We start from the raw sequence: 23154 nt of genomic DNA, 5'->3' as shown, positions 1-23154 counted from the left end.
GACTGGTTCGTACATTACTGCGGGAGCGGCCGTGACCCAGGACTCGTATCTCGTCGGCCTTGTCGGATCGGGCATCGGCCGCTCGCTCAGCCCCGAACTCCACCAGCGCGAGGCCGACCGGCACGGCGTGCGCTACCTCTACCGGCTCCTCGACATCGAAACGCTCGCGCTGCCCGCCGAGGACGTCTGGCGCATCACGTACGCCGCCCGGGACTGCGGCTTCAACGGACTGAACGTCACCCACCCCTGCAAGCAGCTCATCGCCGCGCAGCTCGACGAACTGACGGCGCCGGCCGCCCGCCTCGGCGCGGTCAACACGGTCGTCTTCACCTCCGAAGGCCGCGCGGTCGGCCACAACACCGACATCACCGGCTTCGGCGCGGCCTTCACCCGCGGGCTGCCCGACGCACCCCTGCGGCATGTGATCCAGCTCGGCGCCGGAGGAGCCGGCGCCGCCGTCGCCTTCGCCCTGCTCGACCTCGGCGTCGCCCGCCTCACCGTCGTGGACACCCTCACCGAACGCGCCCACACCCTGGTCAAGGCACTCAACCAGGACGCCGGAGGCGAACGAGCCGAAGCCTGCCTCCCCGAACACCTCGAAGCGGAACTGGCGGGCGCCGACGGCGTCATCAACGCCACCCCCGTCGGCATGGCGGCCCACCCCGGCACCCCGCTGCCCGTCTCCGCACTCCACGACGGCCTGTGGGTGGCCGACCTCGTCTACCGCCCGCTGGAGACGCCCTTGCTGCGCGCCGCACGCAGCCGCGGATGCCGCGCCCTGCACGGTGGCGGGATGCTCGTCCACCAAGCGGCGGACGCCTTCCGGGAGTTCACGGGCCTCGAGCCACGAACCTCGTCCATGCTGGCCGACTTCGCGGACCTCACGGCGGCGCCGGAGGCGCACACCTGACACCGAGGACATCCAGCACCTGCCCGACCGTCGCGTCCAGCGTGCTGCCCGCCGGGATCACCGTCTCGACACCGCCGGGCAGCAGGTCCAACGCCCGGTACCACGACCGGAGTTCGTCCTTGCCGACGGTGTCGGCGATGGGCTTGGTGGCGTGCCGGGACAGGGTCTCCTCGAAGGGGACGTCCAGGTAGAAGCAGTGCGCGCGGTCACCGTAGTCGGTGAGGAGTCCGGCGAGCATGTCGCCGTAGTGGGCGACGTACAGGATGCCTTCCAGCACCGTGTGAAAACCGTGTTCCAGGGCGTGCCGCACGGTCAGATCGATCAGGCCGATGTTCGCGGCGCCGGGGACGTCACGTTCGCGCAGCACATCGCGGCGCAGTGTGTCCTGACTGACCAGGGCGATGCCTCTGCCGTAGCGCTCGCGCAGCCCCGCGGCCACCGAGCTCTTCCCGCTCGCACTGTTTCCGCGCAGCACGATCAGCCTGGTGGGGGAGGGGACCGTCGTCACCCGGGGGACCCTACCCTCGGTCGCCGGGGTGCCGGCCGTGCCCCGTGCGAAGGAACTCGCGGGCGCCGCGCAGGCGTGTGGTGATGCGCCTCTGTGTGGCGGTGCTGTCGAGGCGGACGTCGAGGGCGCCGGGTGTGCGGCTGTCGGTTCGGCGTCCAGCGGGCAGTCGGGTCGGGTCGAGGCCGTCGCGGCGGGCGATGAGGACCCCGAGTTCGTGGCGGCTGAGGGCGTCCGGTCCGGCGAGGTGGAAGATGCCGGGCCGGTCGGATGCCGCGAGTTCCAGCAGGGCGGAGGCGAGATCCTCGACGTGCACCGGGCAGCGGATGGTGTCGGTGAACAGGACGCCGTCGTCGGTGCCCGTCGCCAGGCCGTGCACCATGCGCTCGTGCGCGGATCCGCCGTTTCCGATGATCAACGAGGTGCGAGCGACCGCGGCGGCCGGCGCCAGGAGCCGCACCGCGCTCTCGGCGGCGGCCTTCGCCGCACCATACGGGGTGACCGGATCGGGCAGGCAGCTCTCGCCGTAGTGAATCCGGGACCCGGAGAACACCGCGTCGCTGGAGACATGCACCAGACGGCAACCGCGACGCGCGGCGGCCATCGCCACGCGGATCGAGCCGTCGGCCGTGACCGCCCAGTCGCTCTGTCCACTCGTCGCGTTGATGACGACGTCGGGGGCGACCGAGGTCAGAACCTCGTCGATCCATTGGGGGACACGAAGGTCGACGTGGTGCCACGAGGCTCCGGGGGTGCCGCCGGGGCGGGACTGGTACGTCGCGGCCGTCTCCCGGCCCGCGGCCGTGGCCCGACGCACGAGCTCCGTTCCCAGAAACCCGCTCCCGCCGATGATCAGCACTCTCATGGCGCCCCACCGTAAGGCACGCCAGCAGCTCAGTGGCCGGCCTCGGCCAGGAGCTGCCGTGCCGTGCCCAGGGCCTGTTCGGCGTAGGAGCGGCCGAAGAGCACGGCGTGGACCAGGAGCGGGAAGAGCTGGTGCAGGCCGACGCGCTGCTGCCAACCGGCGGCGAGGGGTGTGGCGTCCTGGTAGCCCTCCAGCACCTCCGTGAGATGGGGACAGCCGAAGAGCTGAAGCATGGCGAGGTCGGTTTCGCGATGCCCGCCGTGTGCCGCCGGATCGATCAACCACACATGGCCGTCGGCACCCCACAGCACATTGCCGCTCCACAGATCCCCGTGCAGCCGCGCAGGTACCTCACGCGGCCCGGCGAGGTCGGCCAGGCGCTCGCAGACCCGCTCCACCACGACCGCCTCGTCGCGCAGCACGGTGCCACGGTCGACGGCCTGACGAAGATAGGGCAGCACCCGGTGCTCGGCGTACCAGCGGGGCCAGTCGCTTCCCGGCACATTCCGCATCGGGGCGAGCCCGATGTACGCCTCGGAATCACCACCGGGAGGTGGCGCCCCGAACGCCGCCGCACCAGCGGCATGCAGCCCGGCGAGCTCACGGCCGAACCGCACCGCGGCCCCGGCACTGGGCCGCCCCTCCGCCACCCAACCGGTCACCAACCACTGCCGATCAAGGCCGTGAACGACCGGCACCCGCACCGCCCCCGCATCGGCCAGCCACCCCAGCCCGGCGGCCTCGGCGCGCGCGGCCCTTGCACTCCCGGCCTCCTTGACGACCACCGGCCCACCGTCCAGCGCGACTTCGGTGACCACACCGGTCAACCGCCGCCGTGCCACCACCGCACGCCCGGTCAGCCGCGCGGCCACAGCCCCGGGCCCGTCACCTTCCTCGCGCACTACTCCTGGCCTCCGTCCGCCCCGCAGAACCCCGGCGTGATCAACCGCCGCCCAGGCCGTATGCCGGCTTGCGCACCATGAACACGTCGACCGGGTCCTCCGACTCGGTGGTGAACCCGTGCCGCTCGTACAGCCGTCGGGCCGCGCTGCCCTGGAGCACGTTCAACCGGACCAACAGGCCGTCGCGGTCGCACCGCTCCAGCAGCTCCCGCAGGACGCCCGAGCCGACACCGCTCCCCTGAAGGTGCGGCGCCACGAAGAAGTGTTCCAGCCAGTGGGCGTCCTCGGCGGGCCGCAGTGCCACGCAACCGGCGAACGCGCCGTCCACCTCGATGATCCAGGCGTACTCGGGGACGAAGCTGTCCCGCAGCCGCTGCCGTACCCGCTGCCCGTCGTAGCGCCCGAGCCGTTCCAGGTCCGGCCGCATCACCACGGCACGCAGCTCGACGATCACCTCGACGTCGGCCGTCGACGCCGACCGCAGTTCCCAGTGCGCCATGATCACCACGCTAGGGTAAATCGCATGCGTGTGCGGCGCGCACGTCGGTGTCGGCGATGTCGCCGACCCCGTGGCATCGTGGCGGCCATGCCCATCGAGGTACGCCCGGCTTCGGTCTTCGAGGACGTCAGTGCGGTGCTCGGACCGAAGTCGCCCACCGCCAACGTCTGCTGGTGCCTGAGCTACCGGATTCCCTCCAGGCTCAACAGCGAGCTGCGCGGTCCGGCCCGCGGAGAGTACGTCGCCGGGCTGTGCCGCGCAGAGCTCCCTCCGGGGGTGCTCGCCTACGACGGTGACGACCCCGTCGGCTGGGCCGCTGTGGCGCCGCGCTCGGAGACCTCCTTCGCCCGCAACCGGAAGATCCCCCACCTGGACGACCTGCCGGTGTGGTCGCTGTGGTGCATCCGCGTGCGCCCCGGGCATCGCAAGCAGGGGATCTCGCACGCCCTCATCACCGGAGCCGTCGACTTCGCCCGCTAGCACGGCGCACCGGTGATCGAGGCGTATCCCCTGGACAACGGTGACGCCCGGGTCGATCTGACGATGGCGTACGCCGGTATCCGCGGGAACTTCGAGCGTGCCGGATTCGTGCACGCCGCCGACACCACGTCCGTGCTGGCCGGCCATCCACGGATCCTGATGCGACTCGATCTGCGCTGACGGCGCATTTCTTCGACACGGGCGGCAACCTTTTCGGTTCCGGCGGCCACTGAGGGGTCGGAGGCTCTCTTCACCGGGCCTTGCACACAGCACGCGTGCTCCCGAACCACGTAAAGGACCTCATCCGTGGCGTCGTCCTCTTCACACCGTCGTCGCCCCGCTCGGCGGGGCACCTGGGTGCTCTCCTCGATCGTCGTGGCGACCGTCGCGCTCGTCGCCTCCCTGATCGTGGCCTTCGTCCCCGACGACGGGCACGAGACCACCGCATCCGCGGTGGGCGCCGAGTCGAGCGCGACGCCCACGACACCGGGCCCGACGCCCTCCTCGCCATCCCCGAAGGCGACGGCGACGGCCACGAAGGCCAAGCCCTCCACCACGCCGTCGCCGACCGCGAGCACCCCGAAGGCCCGGCCCTCGACCACCAGCCCCCGGCAGACAGCCGCCGCGGTGGGATCACTGGCCGGACGGATCCGCCCCGGGACCACCTACGAAGGGGTGGCCACCTTCTACGACACCGGCAACGGTGACGGCGCCTGCTCCTACGGTCCCACCGACGACACCATGACCGCGGCGATGAACCACACCGACTACGAGACCTCCCAGGCCTGCGGAGCGTATGTCCTCGTGCGCGCCGGTGGTGCCTCCGTGACGGTCCGGATCACCAACGAGTGCCCGCTGCCCTGCGCGCCCGGGCAACTCGACCTCAGCCCCCAGGCCTTCGCCAAGCTCGCCGCTCCCTCGCGCGGCCAGATCCCGATCACCTGGACTCTGCTCAGCCCCGCCACGTCCGAGAAGATCTCGATCCGCTACAAGACGGGCTCCACGCGCTACTGGTGCGGCATCCAGGCCAGCGGCCACCGCAATCCGCTGGCCCGCCTGGAGGTGCGCACGGGCAGTGGCTGGACCCGACTGGCCCGTACCGAGTACAACTACTTCCTCTCCGAGCAGGGCAGCGGGTGCGGCGGATCGATCAGGATCACCGACATCTACGGCGAGCAGCTGACGGTCGACGGGATCGCACTGCGTGCGGAGGCCGTGCAGCCGACCGGGGTCCAGTTCGCCGCGCACTGAAGACGAGCCACGGCTGTCAGCGCGTCGGCCACAACGCGCCGAGGATCACCCGCACTTGGCCCATCAGCCGTGGCAGGTCGAACTTCTCGGGTTCGGTGAGCGCGACGCGGCCGAAGTGTTCCGCACAGGCGACGAGGGCGTGGGCGAGGACCTGTGCGTCGAGCCCCGGATCACTCCGGTCGGTCAGGGCGAGGGAGAGCCACTTCTCGACCAGCAGCCGGAACCGCTCCCGGTCCGCCTCGATACGGTCGCGGACGACGGTCGGCATGTTGCCCGGCGGCAGCAGGATCAACCGCCAGGTGTCCGGGTCCTGGTGGAGCATGTCGGCCATCCGGCGCACCGCTTCGGAGGCGAACGCTGCCGGGTCGTGCAGCACGTCGGCGTCCGGAACGGTCCTGAGCAGCCGTTCGAAGGCGCGGGCCTGCTGCCGGTCGAGCAGCGCGGTCAGCAGGGCGTCGAGATTCTCGAAGGCACCGTAGACCACCGACCGGGCGACACCGGCCCGCTTGGCGATGGCGTCGATGGAGATCCGGTCGTAGCCGTCGCTGACGATGACGGCCAGGGCCGCGTCGAGCAGTTGCTCGCGGCGTTCCTCGATCGGCACGCGCGGGGCGTAGGGCCGTCGCCTGCGGGGCCTGTCCGGTGAATTCGTGGACGCTGACACCTTGGCAGTTTACGACACCCGTGTCTTAATTTACGACAGCGGTGTCGTAATCGAGTCGCGGTCCACGCCGCGGACACACAGGGAGCGGCTCCATGACGAGGTTCAAGCGCAGCGAGGTCCAACCGCACGAGGACTACGGCTTCTTCGGCCCCGGCTCGGTGGTGTGGAAGGTCTGGAGCTATCCGACCGCGCCGACCGTGGGTTTCCAGCGGGCCGTGGTGGTGGAGGAGCTCGACCCGCCGCTGGTGGCCGCCGTGCACGGGACCCAGGGCATCTACCAGCGCGCCCGTACGCGCTACGACCGGACCCTGCGGTACTTCGCGATGGTGGCCTTCGCCGGTTCGCGGGAGGTGTCCAAGGCCGCGGACATCCTGGTCAAGGTCCACTCCAAGGCGATCGGCGAGCTGCCGTACGGCGGCGGGACGTACGACGCCAACGACCCGGCCTCCCAGCTGTGGATCCAGCTCACCGGCTGGCACTCGATCCTCTACGCGTACGAGAAGTACGGTCCCGGCAAGCTCACCGCGCAGGAGGAGAAGGAGTACTGGGAGGCATGTGCGCTCGCCGCGGAGCTCCAGACGTGCTCCCCGGACGACGTCCCCCGCACCCGTGACGGGATACGGGCGTACTTCGAGGAGATGCGCCCCCGGCTGTCCGCCAGCCCGATCGCGCGCCAGGCAATGAACCACCTCCTGCGGACCGAGCTCGTACTGCCGCCGGTGCCGCTGTGGGCGAAGCCGGTGAGTCTGGCCGTCGCGAAGGCGCAGCGGATCGCCACGATCGCCACCATGCCGCGCTGGATGCGCGAGATGGCGGGGATCAGACAGTCCCGCCTGCTCGACCTCCTCATCGTGCCCGTCATGAAGGTGTCCTTCGCCCTCGCCCACCTCAACCCCAAGGTGGAACTGCGGCTGTTGGGCCTGCTGTCGCCCTCCACGGTCCCGGTGGTCGCCCCGATCAGGCTGGGCATCCCGCCCCGCAACGAGGAAGTACTGACCCCGGCGGAAGCCCGCGCCCGCTACGGATACGCCAAGCCCGCCGAAGCCCATCTCGAGTTCCGGGCCCGCCAGGCCGCCCGCGTCTTCGGCGACGGCAAGGCCCCCAGCGACCAGGGGCTCATCGAGTCCCAGGACGTCCTGGGCCCGCTGGCCTGATCAGCCGTCAGGCACTCCCGGGCCGACGCCGACGACTGTCGCCGGCCACGCCTCGGCCGCCGCGCGAAACCGCGCAGACCCGCTGCCCGCCACCGACGAGAACCGGTCGGCGGGCAGCGGTCCGCTGACGTGACGGGCGTCGGCACCTGCCGAAATGAGTGCTGACACCGATGGTGGCGGGTGTGGGGGCCGTGTCAGCGTGGAGACGACGCCGATCGAGCCGGTGGTGACACCCGGCCGCGGCGCCGCCCTGAAGACGTCGGCAGCCACGCACCACAAGGAGTACTTGTATCCATCCCCGTCAGATGCAGCCACCCCGACCTCTCGCGCAGCCGAAGGAGGTGACCCGTGGGGCACGCTGACACCCTCCTGGCCATGGGTGGCGCCTTCCTCGCGGCCGCCCTCCTCGCCCGCCTCGGCGGCAGGATCGGACTTCCGACCATCCCCCTGTTCATGCTGGCCGGCATCCTGCTCGGCCCGCACACACCCGGCATCGTGCTGGTCCAGGACGCCCACGACTTCGAGATGCTCTCCGCACTGGGCCTGGTACTTCTGCTGTTCTACCTGGGCCTGGAGTTCCACCTCGACGACCTCAGGAGCGGCGGCAGGCGGCTCCTGGCGGCAGGCGGCATCTACCTGGTGCTGAACGTCGGCGCGGGGCTGGGCTTCGGGTTCGCCCTGGGATGGGGCACCCGGGAGGCGCTGGTGCTGGCCGGCGTGCTGGGCATCTCCTCGTCCGCGATCGGCACCAAGATCCTCATCGACCTGGGCCGTCTCGGCCGCCCCGAGACACGCCTCATCCTGGGCGTCATCGTGGTGGAGGACATCTTCCTCGCCCTGTATCTCGCGGCACTTCAACCGGTCATCGGCGGCGCCCAAGGTGTCGCGGACGTGCTGTGGCAGGCGGGCAAGGCATTCGGCTTCCTGCTGGCCCTGGCCGCCGCGGCCCGCTACGGAACCCGGCTGGTCGGACGTCTGATCGCGGTACGCGACAACGAACTGCTCGTGATCAGCTTCCTCGGTGCGGCGGTTCTCGTGGCCGGTATCTCCGAGGTCCTGGGCGTCGCCGACGCCATCGGCGCCTTCATGGTCGGACTCATCCTCGCCGGCACCCCTTCCGCCGCCCGGATCCGCCGACTCGTGCACCCCTTGCGAGACGCCTTCGCGGCCATCTTCTTCTTCGCCTTCGGACTGGCCATCGACCCCGGCGTCGTCGCGAGCGTCGCCGGACCGGTGGCCGCGGCGGCGGCACTGACCGTGGTCATGAACATCGTCGCGGGACTCCTCGTGGCACGCCTGTACGGCTACGGTCCCGAGCGCGCCGCGGAGATCGCCACCACCCTGGTCGCCCGCGGGGAGTTCGCCCTGATCCTGGCCGCGATGGCGACCAGCGCGGGCCTCGACGACCGCCTCGCTCCGTTCATCGCCGGATACGTCCTGGTGCTCGCGGTCCTGGGCCCGGTCGTCGCCGGACGCTCCGAACTACTGGCCCGCGCCCTGGCGTTCATGGGTTCTCGGAGGCCGGGCCGCCAACCCTTGGCCGACACTTGTTTGCAGGGGCCACCTGTTAGGGAGAATGCATAGAGAGCCGGGCAGCGCGAGCCGGGACGTATCTCTGACCACGCTCATCGTGTGTCCAGCCAACCGCTCTCCCCAGCCCCGCACAGCGCATGGCGCGAAGGAGAAGGCATGCCCCGATCCGAGGACGAGCGTCTGGTCGCGCTCGAAGCACGCTGCGCATGTGACGATCCCCTGTTCGCCAGGGCGATGAGCATCGGACGCCCGCGTCGCCCCCGTGAGTTCCGGCGCACGGGGGCCTGGTGGTCCCTGGCCGTCGCGACGGCCATCCTGATCGGCGGGGTGATCGTGGCGAACGGGCTGCTCATCGCCACTGGCCTGGTAGGGGTTGGCCTGGCCGCGCAGTTGCTCGATCCGCCAACCTGACACTCCCTCACCACCAGTTCTACCAAAGCTAGTTGTGTCTAGGAGTTCTTCGCCGCCCGGGCCCGATGAGCCGCGACGGTCGTCCGGCTCGCGCACGCGTTGGAGCAGAACCGGCGTGTGCGGTTCCGCGACTGGTCCACGAAGTAGTTGTCGCACCCGGCCGCGGCGCACCGCCCCAGCGTCACCGCCGGATCCCCGGCCACGACCAGGGCGAGCTTGGCGGCGATCAGCTGTCCGACCCAGCGCTGGGCCGGGGTGCCGTTGCGGCTGAAGTGGATGTGCCAGCCGCCGAGGCCGTCATGGTCGGACAGGTGCATGTCCGGCGGATAGTCGCGCAGCAGACGGTGCACGGCGTCGGGGGCTGTGCCGTCGACCGACTGCGCCAGGGCCGTGCGCACGAGGTCGGGCAGCTCGCCATAGTCACCGCCCGGCGGCGGAGTGATCTCGTGCTCCGCGAAGAACGCGGCGACCAGTTCGCCGTGCTGGTCGAGGGTTCCGGTATTGGCCAGCTCGACGGCCAGCCGTGTCACGTTCCCAATGTAGTCACCGTATTGCACTTGACCACCTACATCGACGCTTCTTAATGTAGGCGCCATGTTATCCGACGACACCTACGTGGCCCGCCGTCTGCACCTGCTCGGGGAATGGGACGCCGCGCTCGCCGCCCTGGACCCGGACACCGATCCCGAACTGCGCGCCGAGATCGCCGTCGACCGCTGGTTCTTCCGGATCGAGGGTCACGAGGAGGCCGAGAAGGCGGTCGCGGCGCTCGATCCCGCATCATCGACCGCGCACTTGCTCACGGCGCGACTGGCCTACAGCCGCCTGCTGTTCCAGCGCGACGCCCGTCCCGACGACCGCGCCGCGGCCGAGGCCGGCTACCGCGCGGCGGTCGAGAGCGGCGACGAGAAGCAGCGCGCCTGGGCCGAGTACCACTGGGCGGTCCTGCTGGACAACATCGACGAGGACACGGCCGGCGCCCTCCCGCTCTACGAGACAGCTCTCGAGATCGCGACCAAGCACGGCGACGGCTACTTCGAGTCCTACATCATCCGCCACCTCGCACCGCACAAGGAGCCCGCCGAGCGGATCGCGATGCTGCGCCGCTCGCTCCATCTGCGCGCCGCGCTCGGCGCCCGGCCCCAGACAATCGCCGCGCAGGCCCTCCTCGCCGACAGCCTCCCCGAGAACGACCCCGAACGCGCCGAGCTCATGCGGACGTTCCGCCCGGGTGCCGAGGAACTGCGCATCGGCTGGCTCCTGTCCGAGGACTGATCCACCGAGCGCCGCCTCAGGAATTCATGGTCGCTCGGTCGGACTCGCTGCGCAGAACACAGAATTCGTTGCCTTCGGGATCGGCGAGGATCGCCCAGCCAGACCCATCGGGATTCCGGTGATCGGCGACGAAGGTGGCACCGAGGCCCAGGAGCCGGTCCACTTCCTCATCGCGGGAGGTCTCAGGACGCAGACACAGATGGATGCGGTTCTTGATCGTCTTGGGCTCGGGCACCTGGTTGAAGTACAACACCGGGCCCTCCGCCAGCATCACCTGAGTCTCCCGGGCCCCCGGCCCGTCCTCCGGATGCAGCGGACGGCCTGTCACACCGCTCCAGAACCGGGCCAGTTCATAGGCGTCCGCACAGTCGATCGCCACGTTCTGCACTACCGAAACCATGCGCGCGAGCCTTCCCGATCTCCCTACCGAACACCACCGAGTCGCGCTCACTCTTCCATGCGCACCGTGGGCGCACGGCCGGGAGCTGCCTTGTAACTGGCTACGGCTACGGCTACGCTCGACGGTTCCTCTCGCTTCGTACACTGACCCCACGCACCGTCGGCAGGAGTCTCGCGTGAGGGAACCGGCAATGCCCCGACGCCCTGAGGGCCTGTTCATCGGCCTGTGCACCCTCGACGTCATCCAACTCGTGGACCACGCACCCGCCTCCAACGAGAAACTGACGTCGCGCCGGCAGACCATCGCCGCAGGCGGCCCGGCGGCGAACGCGGCCGTGGCCTTCAGCCACCTCGGCGGCGCGGCCCGCCTGCTCACCGCGATCGGCTCCCATCCACTGGGCCTCGGCGCCGCAACCGACCTGCACCGACTCGGCGTCACCGTGTCGGACCTGACGCCCGAGGCGACCGAGCCCCCGGCCGTCTCCTCCATCATGGTCACCGCGTCCACCGGAGAACGCGCCGTCGCCTCGACCAACGCGACGGGCCACCGCGTCACCCCACCCGACGACCTCGACACGCTCGTGGCAGCCTGCGACATCGTCGAGTTCGACGGCCACCACATGGAACTCGCCGTGTCCGCCGCCCACACCGCACGAGCAATCGGCCGCCCGACCGTCCTCGACGCGGGCAGCTGGAAGGACGGCATGGAGAACCTGCTGCCCTCGATCGACGTGGCCGTCTGCTCGGCGGACTTCCACCCACTCGGCACGACCACACCCACCGAAACCCTGCGCTTCCTCCAGGAGCACGGTGTCCGCTGGTCGGCAGTCACCCAAGGCGCAGAACCCATCGTCTGGCTCGGCCCCGACGACAGCGGCACAGTGGACGTTCCGACGGTCCCCGTGACGGACACGCTCGGCGCGGGAGACGTCCTGCACGGAGCCCTCACCCACCACCTCGCACTCCAGGGCCACTTGACCTCACAGCACTTCACCGAGGCCCTACGCGCCGCGGCCGCGGTGGCATCCAGAGCCTGCACCTCGTTCGGAACCCGCGCCTGGATGCGAGGAGAGTAAGAGGCCGCACCGCGCCGCACTTTCATCCAAGTGCCGTAGATCTTTGTCCATGGACGGATCAGCCGCCCACGCGTGAGGGTCGACGCATGCGCGAATCCGACAAGGCGACGACGGACAGATGAGAGCCGCCAACCCCCACCCCGTTCTGCACGACCGCCCCCTCGAACGCCGACGCATGCCAAGTGGGCTCATCGCGCTGGCACTCGGCGGCTTCGGCATCGGACTGACCGAGTTCCTGATCGCCGGACTGCTGCCCCAGGTCGCGTCGAGTCTCGCCGTATCGGAAGCGGCAGCAGGCTGGCTGATCTCCGGATACGCGTTGAGCGTCGCGATCGGCGCCATCGCGCTGACCGCGGCCACGACACGGCTGCCCCGCAAACAGGTCCTGGTCGGCCTGGTGGCGTTGTTCGTCATCGGCAACCTGCTGTCCGCGCTCGCGCCGAACTATCAGGTGATGCTGCTCGGCAGGGTCGTGGCGGCGTTGTGCCACGGTTCGTTCTTCGGAATCGGCTCCCTGGTCGCTCGCAGTCTGGTGGCGCCGGAGCGCAAATCCCGCGCGGTGGCGGTGATGTTCGCCGGGCTGACCCTGGCGAACGTGCTGGGCGTGCCGTTCGGCGCGCTCGTCGGCGAACGCTGGGGCTGGCGGGCGGCTTTCTGGGCGGTCACCGCGATCGGCGTACTGGCACTGACGGGAATCGCAGCCCTCGTCCCCACCCAAACCGGCCACCCCGCAAGGACACCGGCCGACGGTCTGCGCGCACAGTTCCGTGCGTTCCGCTCCTGGCAGGTCTGGCTGACCCTGACCGCCACCGGCCTCGGCTACGGCGGCATGTTCGGCGCGTTCAGCTACATCGCCTACACCTTCACCGAGGTCGGCGGCTTCTCCTCGGGCGATGTCGCCTGGCTGCTGATGGTGTACGGCGTCGGCCTGGTCGTCGGGAACCTGATCGGCGGACGCGCGGCCGACCGGGACCGGGACCACGCCCTGGTCCTCGCCCTGCTCGGACTCACCGTCACCCTGGCCGCGTTCGGCCTCCTCGCCACCAGCCCCACCGCGTCGGTCCTCCTGGTGTTCCTGATGGGCCTGTTCGGGTTCGCCGCCGTGCCCGGCATGATCACCCGCGTCACCGACGTCGCCCACGGCGCGGCACTGGCCGCCAGCGCCAACGTCTCCGCGTCCAACATCGGCAACGCCCTCGGCGCCTGGCTCGGAGGGCTGGCCATCACCGCGGGGCTCGGCTACACCGCACCGCTCTACGTCGGCGCCGGGATCACCCTGATCGCCGTACTGGTCATGGCTGTCGCCGCGCGCCAGGCACGTCGACACTGAGCGCCTCCCTGCGGGCTCAGGCGAACCACACCACGAGGCGCACATGCTCCGGCCCATGCAGCGCGCCCAGCGTCCGCATCACATCCCAGACCGGCGCCCAGTGGGTCCCCGCCCCGGCAACGGCGCTGCGGCTGCGCCTGCCGGACGCGTCGGTCTCCTCCCAGTCGGCGGCCGACAGCTCGGCCCAGCTGATCCAGGTCGTTCCGTACGCGCCGTCCGGCCCTTCCCACGCACGGAACGAGTCCCGGAGTCCGTCCGAGGCGTCCTCCGGCAGCCCACGATCCGCGGCCAGCGGCCGGAACCCGAACGAATTGCGGACACCGAAGAGGCAGGCGAGAGCGTCATAGGCGTTGCCGGTGTTGAGGAGAAAGAGGTCGATGGCGGAGTGCCATACGGCGTCCTCGTCATCCTCACCCCAGATCCGCGCCAAGGGCCTGCACTCGATCATTCCGCTCAACTCTGTGGACATGCCAGGAGTCTGCCGAGCACGGCCCCGATTCGGCGCCCCGATTTCCGGGGCGCCTCTACGGGGCAGGCCAACAGACGCAACGCCAGGGGTCGTTGAGCGGTCCGGCCGTCGGTCCCTTTCGGGCCGGGGGCCGGCGGTGTGGTCACCGCCGGCCCGGCATGCTGGGTCACGCTCATCACCGGGTGCCCTTCGCGGCGAACTCGGCGACGGCGTCGGCGTTGTCCTTGGTGATGAACGCCGGTCCGGTGAGGACGGGTGCGGTGCCGCCCCCGCTGAAGTTGCCGTTGTTCTTGTAGAGCCACAGTGAGTCGACGGCGAGGTAGCCCTGGAGGTAGGGCTGCTGGTCGACGGCGAACTCGACGGTGCCTTCCTGGACGGCCTTGACGAGGTCCTTGTTGAGGTCGAAGGTGGCGATCCTGGCCTTGCTGCCGGCGTCGGACAGGGACTGCACCGCGGTCAGCGCGATGGGCGCGCCGAGGGTGACGACCTGGTCGATGGAGGAGTCGGCCCTGAGCTTGGCGGTGATGGTGGACTTCACGGACGGCATGTCGGTGCCGTTGACGTAGAGCGTGTCGGTCTTGCCGCTGAAGCCCTTCTTCAGGCCGGCGCAGCGGGCTTCCAGGGCGACCTGGCCCTGTTCCTGGATGACGCACAGGGCGTATTTGGCGCCGAGTTGGTCGAGGCGTTCACCGAAGGCCTGACCGGCGATGTTCTCGTCCTGCCCGAAGTACTCGAGCATGCCGAGGTCTTTCCAGTTGTCGACGCCGGAGTTGAAGCCGACGACGGGGATGCCGGCCGCCTTGGCCTTGGCGATGACGTCCTTGAGGGCGTCGGGCTTGGCCGCGGTGAGGGCGATGCCGTCGACCTTCTGGTCGATGGCGTTCTGGACGAGGTTGGCCTGGGTTCCGGCGCTGGGGTCGCTGGAGTAGACGAGCTTGATGTTGTCCTTGGCGGCCGCGGCCTGGGCGCCCTTGCGGACGAGGTCCCAGAAGGTGTCGCCGGGGGAGGCGTGGGTGACCATGGCCACGGTCATGCGCGGTGTGTTGGCCTTGCCCGCGGGGGCCGCCGCGTCGCCTTCCTCGGACTTCTTGCCACCGGAACTGCTGGAGCAGCCGGTCGCGAACAGGGCGCCGACGAGAACCGTGGCGGTCAGAGTGGCGGCTCGGTGGTGTCTGTGCATGTCCCTTGCACCTCGCTGTGCTGATCAGGGTGGAAGTGGGATGCGGATCTTGGTGTGAGGGGTGCGGCATTGGAGGGTGGGTGCCGCTGTAGGGGTACTAGAGCGCGTTACTAGCGCGCTCTAGTTGCGTCGTACTATGAAACGCCCCACTGGTGATGTCAATAGGTTTGTCAGGACGTATCGACAAGGGGTCCTGACGGGAACCGGCGCGTGCCGCGGGCTCATGGGCGCGGCCCCCAGGGCCCGCCCGGCGGATCTTGCCGGACGGGCCCCAGGTCCCGAGGAGGCCTCGAGTCAGCGCTTCAGGGTGAAGGTGAAGTCGCCGGAGAGCTTGCCGCTCAGCCGGACCGCCGACACGACTCTCCCCTCCCCGATCAGTCGCTCGACCTCGGCCCGCGAAAGACCGCAGCCCTCGGCGATCAGTCGCACCGGCCGGACAGGGATCCGCGCCGCGAAGCGCACCGAGACGTCGAGCACCTCATGGTCCAGGTGATCCGATCCGCCGGTGTCGAGGCGCCAGGCGTCGCCCCAGTCGAGGGCGATGCGATTGCGGCGCTGGACGACCGGATGCTGAAGCAGTTCGGCCGTCAGGCCGAGGTCGTTGTCATGCAGCCGGTCCAGCATTTCAGGTCGTACGGAGCGCACGTTGACCCGCTCCAGGACCGTGAGCTTCGCGGTGTCCCCGCAGGAGGTGCAGAGCACCAGGAGCCAGGCGTCGATGAGCTTGTGATGGGCGTTGACGCGAAACTTGCCGCTCGCCCGGAAGGTCTCGGACGCGCACGTGTGGCAACGGCGGAGAACGAGCGGCAGGCAGGTGGGCATGACCACCCAGTTATCGAGCACAGAAGTACACCGGTTTCAGTGAGAAGTCCGCAGCAAAAAGAAGCGCGGCGCACATGCGCGACGCGCGACAGATCAGCTCTCGGGAGGTCTCACACGGTGTACAACGGCACGTCCTTACCCAGACGACTCGGTTCGCCAGCACCGTAATGACGCAACTCGGTGCTGTGCCACTGGTTTTCGAGCGCCCCACCGCCGGCTTCCGGCGGTCGTGTACCTAGAGGTCGCGTACCGCCTGCCCCATGCGGGCCAGTGCTTCGCGCAGGATGGCCGGCGACGTCGCGAAGTTGAGGCGTACGTGTCCCTCGCCGCCGGAGCCGAAGACGTGTCCCGAGCTGAGGGCGACCCTGGCCTTGTCGAGGAACATCCTCGCGGGTCCGGCGACGTCGCTCACCACACCGGGCCCATCGGTGCCGTGATCACCGTGCAGCCCCAGCCGCCGGCAGTCCAGCCAGGCCAGATAGGTGCCCTCGGGGCGGCGATACAGCACGTCGGGAAGGTGCTCTGCGATCAGTTCACCCAGCAGGCGCCGGTTGGCGTCGAGCCCGAGCAGCAGTTCGTCGAGCCAGTCCCCGCCCTCGCGGAAGGCCGCCGTGTGGGCCATCACTCCAAGATGGCTGGGGCCGTGGCCGACCTCCTCCGGCAGGAGCCGGAGTTCGTCGGCGGCCTCGGGACCGGCGACGGCCACGGCGGCCTTGAGACCCGCGAGGTTCCACGCCTTGGAGGCCGAGGCCAGCATGAACGCGTTCTCGGCACCGGGCACGCTCAGAAACGGGGTGAACGTGGCGCCCGGCAACACCAGAGGAGCGTGGATCTCGTCGGACACCACCCGCACACCATGCCTGCGGGCCAGCGCCGCGACAGCCTCCAGCTCCTGGCGGGTGTGGACGACACCGGTCGGATTGTGCGGGTTGCTCATCAGGAACGCGGCCCGACGGCCCCCGCGCCGAGCCCGTACGAAGGCATCCTCCAGCGCCTCCGGATCGACCCGCAGGTCCGGACCGAGGCGAGCCTCGACGACCTCACGGGCGTCGTGGCCGACGAACGCGTAGAAGGGCGGATAGACCGGCGGGCACACCACGACCGCGTCGCCGGGATCGGTGATCAGCCGCAGCACTTCGACGATGCCCATCATCACGTCGGGCACGATCGCGGTGTGCTCGACGCGCAGCCCGTCCCATCGCCACCGTTCGTGAGCGAAAGCGGCGAGGGCCTCGGCGTAGGCGGTCCCGAAGGGATATCCGGTGTCGCCGAGGTCGAGCGCCGAGTGCAGCGCCTCGACGATGGGCGCGGCGAGCGGCACGTCCATCTCCGCCACCCACAACGGGAGTACGTCCTCGGGATGGGTACGCCACTTCATGCTGGTGCGCCGCCGCAGCTGCTCCAGGGTGAGCCGGGCGAGGGGATCCGTCCGGTGGGGCTCGCCGGCAGCGGGGTCGTGTTGCGTGGGCCCGGGCTCGGTCATGACGCGCTCCGATGCCCGGGGACACCGGGGCCGCAGCCGGATGAGCGGCTACCCACGTCATACGATGCTTTGGCTACTGTGCCGATCATGCGCATGCCTGACCCACCCCTGTCCTCGCCCTCACCCGAAGCTCCTCGCCGGGCCCGGGAACTCGGTCTGGGCGTCGGTGACGTGCCTACGGGACCGCACAACACTTTCACGGACGTGCCCGGCATTCGCGTAGGGCACACCACACTGATCGATGCGCCGCGCGTGCACAGTGGTGTCACCGCGATCGTCCCTGACGGTGTGGGCCCCGCAAGCCCGCTGCCGGCCGGCGTGTTCGCGGGCAACGGCTACGGCAAGCTGCTGGGCAGCACTCAAGTCGCCGAACTCGGCGCGCTGGAGACCCCCGTACTGCTCACCTCGACGCTGTCCGCCTTCCGGGTCGCGGACGCCTTGGTCGGCTGGCTGCTGGAACAGCCCGGGACAGCCGGTGCGCGGAGCCTGAACCCCGTGGTGGGGGAGTGCAACGACGGCCTCCTGTCCGACATCCGCTCGCGCCCGGTCCACGAGGAACACGTCCGCTCCGCACTCGAGACCGCCCACAGGGGCCCGGTGCCCGAGGGCTGCGTCGGTGCCGGCACGGGGCTCACCGCGCTCGGCTTCAAGGCCGGCATCGGCACCTCCTCGCGCCGTCTCCCGCTGGCGGGCCGAGAGGTGACCCTGGGCGTCCTCGTCCAGGCCAACTTCGGCGGCACGCTGCGCGTCCACGGCCGCACGATCACCCCCGCCGACGTCGGCCTGCCCACCGCAGGCCCCGTCCCCGACACCGGCTCCTGCATGATCGTGACCGCGACCGACGCACCCCTGGACGCCCGCCAACTGACCAGGCTCGCCCGACGCGCCGTCTACGCCCTGGCCAGGGTCGGCGCCGCATACAGCCACGGCAGCGGCGACTACGGCCTGGCCTTCGGCACCCGCCCCCTGGGCACACCCGCCGGCCCCGCCGTGGTCCCCGACGACACCCTCGACCCCCTCTTCAGCGCCCTTCTGGACGCAGTGGAGGAAGCCGTCCTGAACTCCCTCCTCACCGCCACCACGACCACGGGCCCCTACGGCGACACACGCCACGCTCTGCCCGCGGCACCGCTGCTCGCTGTGCTCGGGTGACGAGCCCGGGCGTACGGGTCAGCGCATCCGCGGATTGAGGGCGACCAGGCGCTCCCGGAAGCCGGGGTCGGGCCGGTTGGGTTCCACCTCGCCGGTGCCCGGGTCGAGGTATCCCCACTCGCCCTGCCGTCCCGCCCCGCACACCATCAACGTCAGTGTCCGGCCCGGCACCTGAATGTGCGTCACCTCGTGAAAAGAGCTGAGGGGCATGTGATTCGTCCCGCCCGCCTCATGCACCTGGGTCTCGGTGACGACCTGGCCGTCGACCAGCTCGTAGCGCTGCTCGGTGTACCCGCCCGCGAGGATGTGCGCGGTGAACTCCCACGGATGGTTGTGGGGCTGCGGCTTCGCACCGTCGCGCAGGTCGGGCGCCATCCACAGGTTCACCTTGACCGTGGCGTCCTCCTCCCGGCGCAGCACCAACTCGGCCTTGTAGCCGCGGCCGTCGGGGTCGGGCACGAGCAGCCACCGATCCTCGGAGGTGAAGTCCTCCCAGGTGAGCGACTCGGACGGCGCGAACTGTTCGAGCCCATGGACGGCGGCGTCGAAGAGCTCCTCGTCCACGGACAGGCCGGGCACGACCTGAACTGTCCTCATGCTTCCTCCCCGTCAGACGCGCGACTGGTGAGCGTGTGTTGCCTCGCCGCAGGATATCCGGCTGACTGATACGGCTGTTCGAGCAGGGCCCACTATCAGCCCCTTGAGTACCCGGGCCGTCCGCACGGACCGACCCGGCGGCGGGGACCGGACAGGGCGCGCGGCCCGGCCCGGTCCGGCGCCGGATCAGAAGTTGATCATGTGTCCGGCCAGGCCGTGCACCGCTTCCTTCACCGCCTCGCCGAGGGTCGGGTGGGCATGGACGTTGCGGGCGATCTCGTGGACCGTCAGGTCCCACTGCTGGGCCAGGGTCAGCTCGGGAAGGAGCTCTGTGACGTCCGGGCCGATCATGTGGGCGCCGAGGAGCTCGCCGTGCGTCGCGTCGCTGATGACCTTGACGAAACCGGTGGAGTCGCCCAGGCCGTGCGCCTTGCCATTGGCGGTGAACGGGAACTTGGCGACCTTGACGTCGAAGCCCTTCGCGCGGGCCTGGGCCTCGGTCCAGCCGAAGCTCGCGATCTGCGGCTGGCAGTAGGTGGCCCGCGGGATCATCACATAGTCCAGTTCCATCGTCTCCGCGTCGGCGATCGTCTCGGCGGCGACCACTCCCATCGCCTCGGCGGTGTGCGCGAGCATCAGCTTCGCGGTGACGTCGCCGATGGCGTAGAGGTGCGGCACGGAGGTGCGGCCGCGGCCGTCGACGTCGATCGCGCCCCGCTCGGTGAGTGCCACGCCGGTGTTCTCCAGGCCGTAGCCGGTGACGTTCGGCGCGAATCCGATGGCCTGCAGGACCTTGTCCGCCTCCAGCACCTGCTGGGCCCCGTCCTTGCCGGTGACGGTGACGCGTACCTTCGGGCCGGACTCGTCGATCGACTCCACCCGGGTGGAGGTGAGTACGTCGATGCCGAGCTTGCGGTACTGCTTGGCGAGTTCGGCGGAGACCTCCTCGTCCTCCAGCGGGGCGACTCGGTCGAGGAACTCGACGACGGTGACCTTCACGGCGTAGTTGTGCAGCACGTAGGCGAACTCGATGCCGATGGCGCCCGCGCCCGCGATGACGACCGAGCCCGGCAGATCCTCGGCGAGGATCTGCTCCTCGAACGTGACCACGCGGTCGCTGCGCCGGGTGCCCGGCAGCAGCTTCGGGGTGGCGCCGGTGGCGATGACGCAGTTGTCGAAGCCGATGGTGCGGGTCGTCCCGTCGCTCAGGGCGACCTGCAGCGTGTTGGCGTCCAGGAAGGTGCCCCGGCCGTCGAGTTCGGTGATCTTGTTCTTCTTCATCAGGTAGTGGACGCCCTTGACGCGGCCGTCGGCCACACGGCGGCTGCGCCGGAACGCCTCGCCGTAGTCGAACGTCACCTGTCCCTCGGCCTTGATGCCGAAGGTCTTGGCCTCGCGGGTGAAGATGTGGGCGAGCTCCGCGTTGCGCAGCAGCGCCTTGGTCGGGATGCAACCGACGTTCAGACAGACCCCGCCCCAGTACTTCTCCTCCACCACCGCGACACGCTTGCCCAGTTGGGCGGCGCGGATTGCGGCGACATAGCCGCCGGGGCCGGCGCCGAGCACGACGACGTCGAAGCGGTCATCCATGAGGTTTCTGCCTCTCCAGGTTCTCGATCGTTACATTCCCGATCATCCGCCGACACGGAACGTAATGGGAAGGCGGGGTGGGGGGAGTCACGTTGGACGTGCGACGGTCAGCTGCGAGGATGCCCCTGTTTCTCAAGCGGAGGATATTTGTTCGTCTTTGTGTGTGCGGGGTGCGGGGCCAGAGTGACCACCCTGCTGTCCGAAGTCCCCCTGCCGGCCCACGCCCATCAGCAGTTCGGGAACGGGCTCCAGCTGCCGGTGCTCATGGAGCCGGGCACGTTCGCCGTGGATCCGGAGCCCTGGGGGCCGCCGTGGCGGACGTGGGAGGAGATCGATCCGGACGAGGCGGCGGCCCGGGGCATCTACGCGCCCGTCCCCGTCCTGTCCGACGCCCCGCCGGGGGCGATCGTCATCGCCCCCGGAGACACCCGCGGCACCGTGCTGGCCCCGGAGAGACGCGGCGGCGGCTACTGCTGCGGGCTCGACGGAGCCGACGGCCCCAACATGGCCTGCGAGGTGTGCGGCCTGCTCGTGGCGACCCGGATCGACGACTGCTCGCTGTGGCAGACGGTGTGGCTCGCCCCGGACGCCGTGCGGCGCCTCCCCGTCGACGACGCCACACCGCTTTCCTGGGCGGAGCTGATGGCGGAAGGCGAGGGAACGCCCCCGTTCGCGCCGATCACCACATGGGGATCACGACTGGGATCGAACCGCTGGTGGTCATGGAACCCACAGTGGGAGGCGGCGGTCGGGCAGGCGCTCGCCCACTTGTTGGTGGCTTCGGAGGGCCTACGAGTGACCGTCCCGGACGGACTCACCAGCGAAGTCCTCCAACGCGCCCTCGACACCCTGCTGCCCGCGGGTCCGCCGGTGCGGCGCGCCGACCTCGCCGGCCCGGGACTGCCCACCCCTGACGCGGGCGCCGACATCCTCCTCGTACCCGTCCATCCCCGGACGGGGGAGACCTGGGCCCCGGACAGGGCCACCTCGGCGTACCCGGTGCCGCTGCCGTTCGGCGTATGGCTGTGGCTGGTCTTCCCCGAGCCGGACCTGCCCGTCCCTGCGTCGGGCAGCCTGCCCTACGGCGTCCTCCGCGACGACCTGCCCATGCAGCGCCCCCGCCACCTGTTCCGGGCCGACCCGCGAGCGTTCCAGCACACCCTGGCCCGACTGCCGGCCGTGCGCACCCCGTGGCTGCGCGAGATCCTCGACAACCTCACTCAGCACGGGCGAGCGGGCCTCTTCTAGGTCCGGCCGGCCGGAGAACGGACCGGGCTGCGGCCGAGCCGACCGGGAGATCTAGCGTGCGATGGCGTGAAGGACGGAATCACCGAGCGGACCCAACCAGCCCGCGAACGACGACAGCACTCCGGCGAGTGCCCCGCCGGCGGAGACAACAGCACCCGCCGTCGTCACCAGTCTGACGATCTGTACCAAGCGCTGGGCCACTGTGGTTCGATCCGGAGAGGGGGAGCCGATTTCGGCACTGATGGAAGCGACCTCACCGTTCACCTGCCTCGCGACATTGGGCGGGAGGCCAAGGCGATCGAGCTCCGAGCGCAGCAGACCGAGCATGGCCCGCGGGTCCGTAGCCGCCGTGAACTCTCCGTGCTGGCCGCCGTGGATGGTCTGGTCGCCGGCGACGTTATTGATGTTGCCCTGTTGGCTGCCGATGTTGAAGGTCACTGAGGAGCCTCTCGCGTGCTTCAGTAGCGGCGTGAGGCCGCGTCGAACGAGCGTTGACGGGATGCAGCGATGATGTGCATCACCAGCCCGGTCACCAGCAGGACCATGCCGACGAGTGCGGCTGCCCAGCCGAGAAGGAACACCGGAATGCCGTTGATATCCGTGCCGAGCATGTCCCCCGGCTCAGGCCAGTCATTGGGATCATCGGGTATGGGCTCACCAATACGGCCCATGAACCGCAGAACTCCATATGCGAAGACGGCGAATCCGCTCAAGAACAGCACGAACCCGAACAGCACGATCCTTCGAGCTCTCGTGCGAGCTGCGGCGACCTGCCGGAGAAAACTCTCCTGTCTTTGATCGATGTACTGGTGCCCGCCGACATTGTTGATGTGCGCGCCATGCTGCTGACCCACATCGAATCGAGGAGCACGGTTCACAGCCGGCATCAGAACCGTCCCCTGAACGACCGCACGCCTCTCCGGAGTACTTTCGTGCCATTCGTATCGGATGCTCACGCTCCCGAATGTGAGCACGTCACCGTCGCGCAGCATCCGTGGAGAGTGAACAGGGCGGTCGTTCACCAGGGTGCCGTTGGCGGAACCGAGGTCTTCCAGGACCACGTTCGCTCCGGAACGACTCAGCGTGGCGTGTCTGCCGCTCACATACGGATCATCTATCCGTATGTCACAGCCGGGATCTCGGCCCAGAACTGATCGAGCGCCGGACAGGCGGAGAGGGGAGCCGTGCAGGTGCGCCGGGTGGATGAACGTAAGCTGGGGATCGGAGCGATCAGGATAACTCGCCATGATCCCACCCCCGTTGGGAATAGGCGGAAAAGTCAAGTTTAGCCGTGGTGGTTTATCTATGGCCCACGCAGAACCTGACATTCCCCACCACAATCTGATGCGGCGCCTCCGT

The 23154-nt window shown here is 69.7% G+C and carries 25 protein-coding genes and 1 pseudogene; 11 read left to right on the top strand and 15 right to left on the bottom strand.

Annotated features, from left to right (window positions below; genetic code table 11):
- Nucleotides 1–31 precede the first annotated feature (31 nt).
- Entirely contained in the window at nt 32–910 is an 879-nt protein-coding gene (locus tag OHU89_RS05150; RefSeq protein WP_405640203.1) for a shikimate dehydrogenase, read from the top strand.
- Here OHU89_RS05150 and OHU89_RS05145 read toward each other — a convergent pair.
- Genes OHU89_RS05145 through OHU89_RS05130 form a run of 4 tightly spaced genes read right to left on the bottom strand, consistent with a single transcriptional unit; the run spans nt 882 to nt 3681 of the window.
- Nucleotides 882–1418: an AAA family ATPase gene (locus OHU89_RS05145; RefSeq protein WP_405640201.1), complete on the bottom strand. Its 537-nt coding sequence runs from the start codon at nt 1416–1418 to the stop codon at nt 882–884. The two genes, OHU89_RS05150 and OHU89_RS05145, sit on opposite strands and share 29 nt — an antisense overlap.
- Before the next feature lie 10 nt (nt 1419–1428).
- On the bottom strand, nt 1429–2280 hold the full coding sequence (locus OHU89_RS05140; protein WP_405640199.1) for an SDR family oxidoreductase: 852 nt from the start codon (nt 2278–2280) through the stop codon (nt 1429–1431).
- 29 nt (nt 2281–2309) lie between these two features.
- Nucleotides 2310–3182 carry a fructosamine kinase family protein gene (locus tag OHU89_RS05135; RefSeq protein ID WP_405640197.1) on the bottom strand — a complete coding sequence of 291 codons (873 nt, stop codon included), beginning with the start codon at nt 3180–3182 and terminating at the stop codon, nt 2310–2312.
- 40 nt (nt 3183–3222) lie between these two features.
- Nucleotides 3223–3681, bottom strand: a complete 459-nt coding sequence (locus OHU89_RS05130; protein ID WP_405640195.1) for a GNAT family N-acetyltransferase — start codon at nt 3679–3681, stop codon at nt 3223–3225.
- An 87-nt stretch (nt 3682–3768) separates the two neighbouring features.
- Between OHU89_RS05130 and OHU89_RS05125 the strand changes: the two are divergent.
- Both OHU89_RS05125 and OHU89_RS05120 read left to right on the top strand, forming a co-directional pair.
- Nucleotides 3769–4341, top strand: a pseudogene (locus tag OHU89_RS05125) (GNAT family N-acetyltransferase).
- A gap of 126 nt (nt 4342–4467) precedes the next feature.
- Nucleotides 4468–5412 (top strand): expansin EXLX1 family cellulose-binding protein, encoded by a 945-nt coding sequence (locus OHU89_RS05120; RefSeq protein ID WP_405640193.1) that lies wholly within the window; start codon nt 4468–4470, stop codon nt 5410–5412.
- Nucleotides 5413–5428: 16 nt separating this feature from the next.
- Here the strand turns inward: OHU89_RS05120 and OHU89_RS05115 are convergent, their stop codons facing one another.
- Entirely contained in the window at nt 5429–6016 is a 588-nt protein-coding gene (locus OHU89_RS05115) for a TetR/AcrR family transcriptional regulator (RefSeq protein WP_405640191.1), read from the bottom strand.
- A gap of 152 nt (nt 6017–6168) precedes the next feature.
- Here OHU89_RS05115 and OHU89_RS05110 point away from each other — a divergent pair, with 152 nt between their 5' ends.
- From OHU89_RS05110 to OHU89_RS05100, 3 genes are all read left to right on the top strand, one after another.
- Complete coding sequence (locus OHU89_RS05110; protein WP_405640189.1) at nt 6169–7230, top strand: oxygenase MpaB family protein; 1062 nt, start codon at nt 6169–6171, stop codon at nt 7228–7230.
- A 348-nt stretch (nt 7231–7578) separates the two neighbouring features.
- The gene (locus OHU89_RS05105; RefSeq protein ID WP_405640187.1) at nt 7579–8814 is read left to right on the top strand and encodes a cation:proton antiporter; all 1236 of its coding nucleotides are present in this window, start codon (nt 7579–7581) and stop codon (nt 8812–8814) included.
- A gap of 105 nt (nt 8815–8919) precedes the next feature.
- Nucleotides 8920–9174, top strand: a complete 255-nt coding sequence (locus tag OHU89_RS05100) for a DUF3040 domain-containing protein (protein WP_405640185.1) — start codon at nt 8920–8922, stop codon at nt 9172–9174.
- 38 nt (nt 9175–9212) lie between these two features.
- Here OHU89_RS05100 and OHU89_RS05095 read toward each other — a convergent pair whose 3' ends face one another.
- Nucleotides 9213–9704, bottom strand: coding sequence for a CGNR zinc finger domain-containing protein (locus tag OHU89_RS05095; RefSeq protein WP_266897205.1), 492 nt, complete (start codon nt 9702–9704; stop codon nt 9213–9215).
- Between the two features lie 64 nt (nt 9705–9768).
- Here OHU89_RS05095 and OHU89_RS05090 point away from each other — a divergent pair, with 64 nt between their 5' ends.
- On the top strand, nt 9769–10449 hold the full coding sequence (locus OHU89_RS05090) for a hypothetical protein (protein WP_405640183.1): 681 nt from the start codon (nt 9769–9771) through the stop codon (nt 10447–10449).
- Nucleotides 10450–10465: 16 nt separating this feature from the next.
- Here OHU89_RS05090 and OHU89_RS05085 read toward each other — a convergent pair whose 3' ends face one another.
- Nucleotides 10466–10849 (bottom strand): VOC family protein, encoded by a 384-nt coding sequence (locus tag OHU89_RS05085; RefSeq protein WP_405640182.1) that lies wholly within the window; start codon nt 10847–10849, stop codon nt 10466–10468.
- Nucleotides 10850–11039: 190 nt separating this feature from the next.
- On the opposite strand from OHU89_RS05085, the gene OHU89_RS05080 reads away from it, so the two are divergent.
- Both OHU89_RS05080 and OHU89_RS05075 read left to right on the top strand, forming a co-directional pair.
- Nucleotides 11040–11924 (top strand): PfkB family carbohydrate kinase, encoded by an 885-nt coding sequence (locus OHU89_RS05080; protein WP_405640180.1) that lies wholly within the window; start codon nt 11040–11042, stop codon nt 11922–11924.
- A gap of 175 nt (nt 11925–12099) precedes the next feature.
- A complete protein-coding gene (locus tag OHU89_RS05075) occupies nt 12100–13254 on the top strand; it encodes an MFS transporter (protein WP_405654315.1) in 1155 nt (384 codons plus the stop codon).
- Between the two features lie 16 nt (nt 13255–13270).
- Here the strand turns inward: OHU89_RS05075 and OHU89_RS05070 are convergent, their stop codons facing one another.
- The 4 genes from OHU89_RS05070 to OHU89_RS05055 form a co-directional block, all read right to left on the bottom strand.
- Nucleotides 13271–13723: a hypothetical protein gene (locus OHU89_RS05070; RefSeq protein ID WP_405640178.1), complete on the bottom strand. Its 453-nt coding sequence runs from the start codon at nt 13721–13723 to the stop codon at nt 13271–13273.
- Between the two features lie 175 nt (nt 13724–13898).
- Nucleotides 13899–14903 (bottom strand): sugar ABC transporter substrate-binding protein, encoded by a 1005-nt coding sequence (locus OHU89_RS05065; RefSeq protein WP_405640176.1) that lies wholly within the window; start codon nt 14901–14903, stop codon nt 13899–13901.
- Between the two features lie 294 nt (nt 14904–15197).
- Nucleotides 15198–15725, bottom strand: coding sequence for a DUF1062 domain-containing protein (locus tag OHU89_RS05060; RefSeq protein WP_405640174.1), 528 nt, complete (start codon nt 15723–15725; stop codon nt 15198–15200).
- Between the two features lie 235 nt (nt 15726–15960).
- Complete coding sequence (locus tag OHU89_RS05055) at nt 15961–17208, bottom strand: MalY/PatB family protein (protein WP_405640172.1); 1248 nt, start codon at nt 17206–17208, stop codon at nt 15961–15963.
- Nucleotides 17209–17301: 93 nt separating this feature from the next.
- Between OHU89_RS05055 and OHU89_RS05050 the strand changes: the two genes are divergently transcribed.
- A complete protein-coding gene (locus OHU89_RS05050) occupies nt 17302–18360 on the top strand; it encodes a P1 family peptidase (RefSeq protein WP_405654313.1) in 1059 nt (352 codons plus the stop codon).
- Nucleotides 18361–18378: 18 nt separating this feature from the next.
- On the opposite strand, the gene OHU89_RS05045 is transcribed toward OHU89_RS05050, so the two are convergent.
- Both OHU89_RS05045 and lpdA read right to left on the bottom strand, forming a co-directional pair.
- Complete coding sequence (locus OHU89_RS05045) at nt 18379–18957, bottom strand: hypothetical protein (RefSeq protein ID WP_405640170.1); 579 nt, start codon at nt 18955–18957, stop codon at nt 18379–18381.
- A gap of 186 nt (nt 18958–19143) precedes the next feature.
- Entirely contained in the window at nt 19144–20547 is a 1404-nt protein-coding gene (gene lpdA / locus OHU89_RS05040) for a dihydrolipoyl dehydrogenase (protein WP_405640168.1), read from the bottom strand.
- A gap of 147 nt (nt 20548–20694) precedes the next feature.
- On the opposite strand from lpdA, the gene OHU89_RS05035 reads away from it, so the two are divergent.
- Nucleotides 20695–21795, top strand: coding sequence for a hypothetical protein (locus OHU89_RS05035; RefSeq protein ID WP_405640166.1), 1101 nt, complete (start codon nt 20695–20697; stop codon nt 21793–21795).
- Between the two features lie 51 nt (nt 21796–21846).
- Here the strand turns inward: OHU89_RS05035 and OHU89_RS05030 are convergent, their stop codons facing one another.
- Together OHU89_RS05030 and OHU89_RS05025 are read right to left on the bottom strand one after the other, a co-directional pair.
- A complete protein-coding gene (locus OHU89_RS05030; protein ID WP_405640164.1) occupies nt 21847–22233 on the bottom strand; it encodes a hypothetical protein in 387 nt (128 codons plus the stop codon).
- A gap of 20 nt (nt 22234–22253) precedes the next feature.
- Nucleotides 22254–23042, bottom strand: coding sequence for an FHA domain-containing protein (locus OHU89_RS05025; RefSeq protein ID WP_266897231.1), 789 nt, complete (start codon nt 23040–23042; stop codon nt 22254–22256).
- Nucleotides 23043–23154: the final 112 nt, after the last annotated feature.

The sequence above is a fragment of the Streptomyces sp. NBC_00019 genome, assembly GCF_045041015.1.
Classification (GTDB): domain Bacteria; phylum Actinomycetota; class Actinomycetes; order Streptomycetales; family Streptomycetaceae; genus Streptomyces.
Note: the sequence above shows the minus strand (reverse complement) of the source record. Positions and strands in the feature narration are given on the sequence as shown.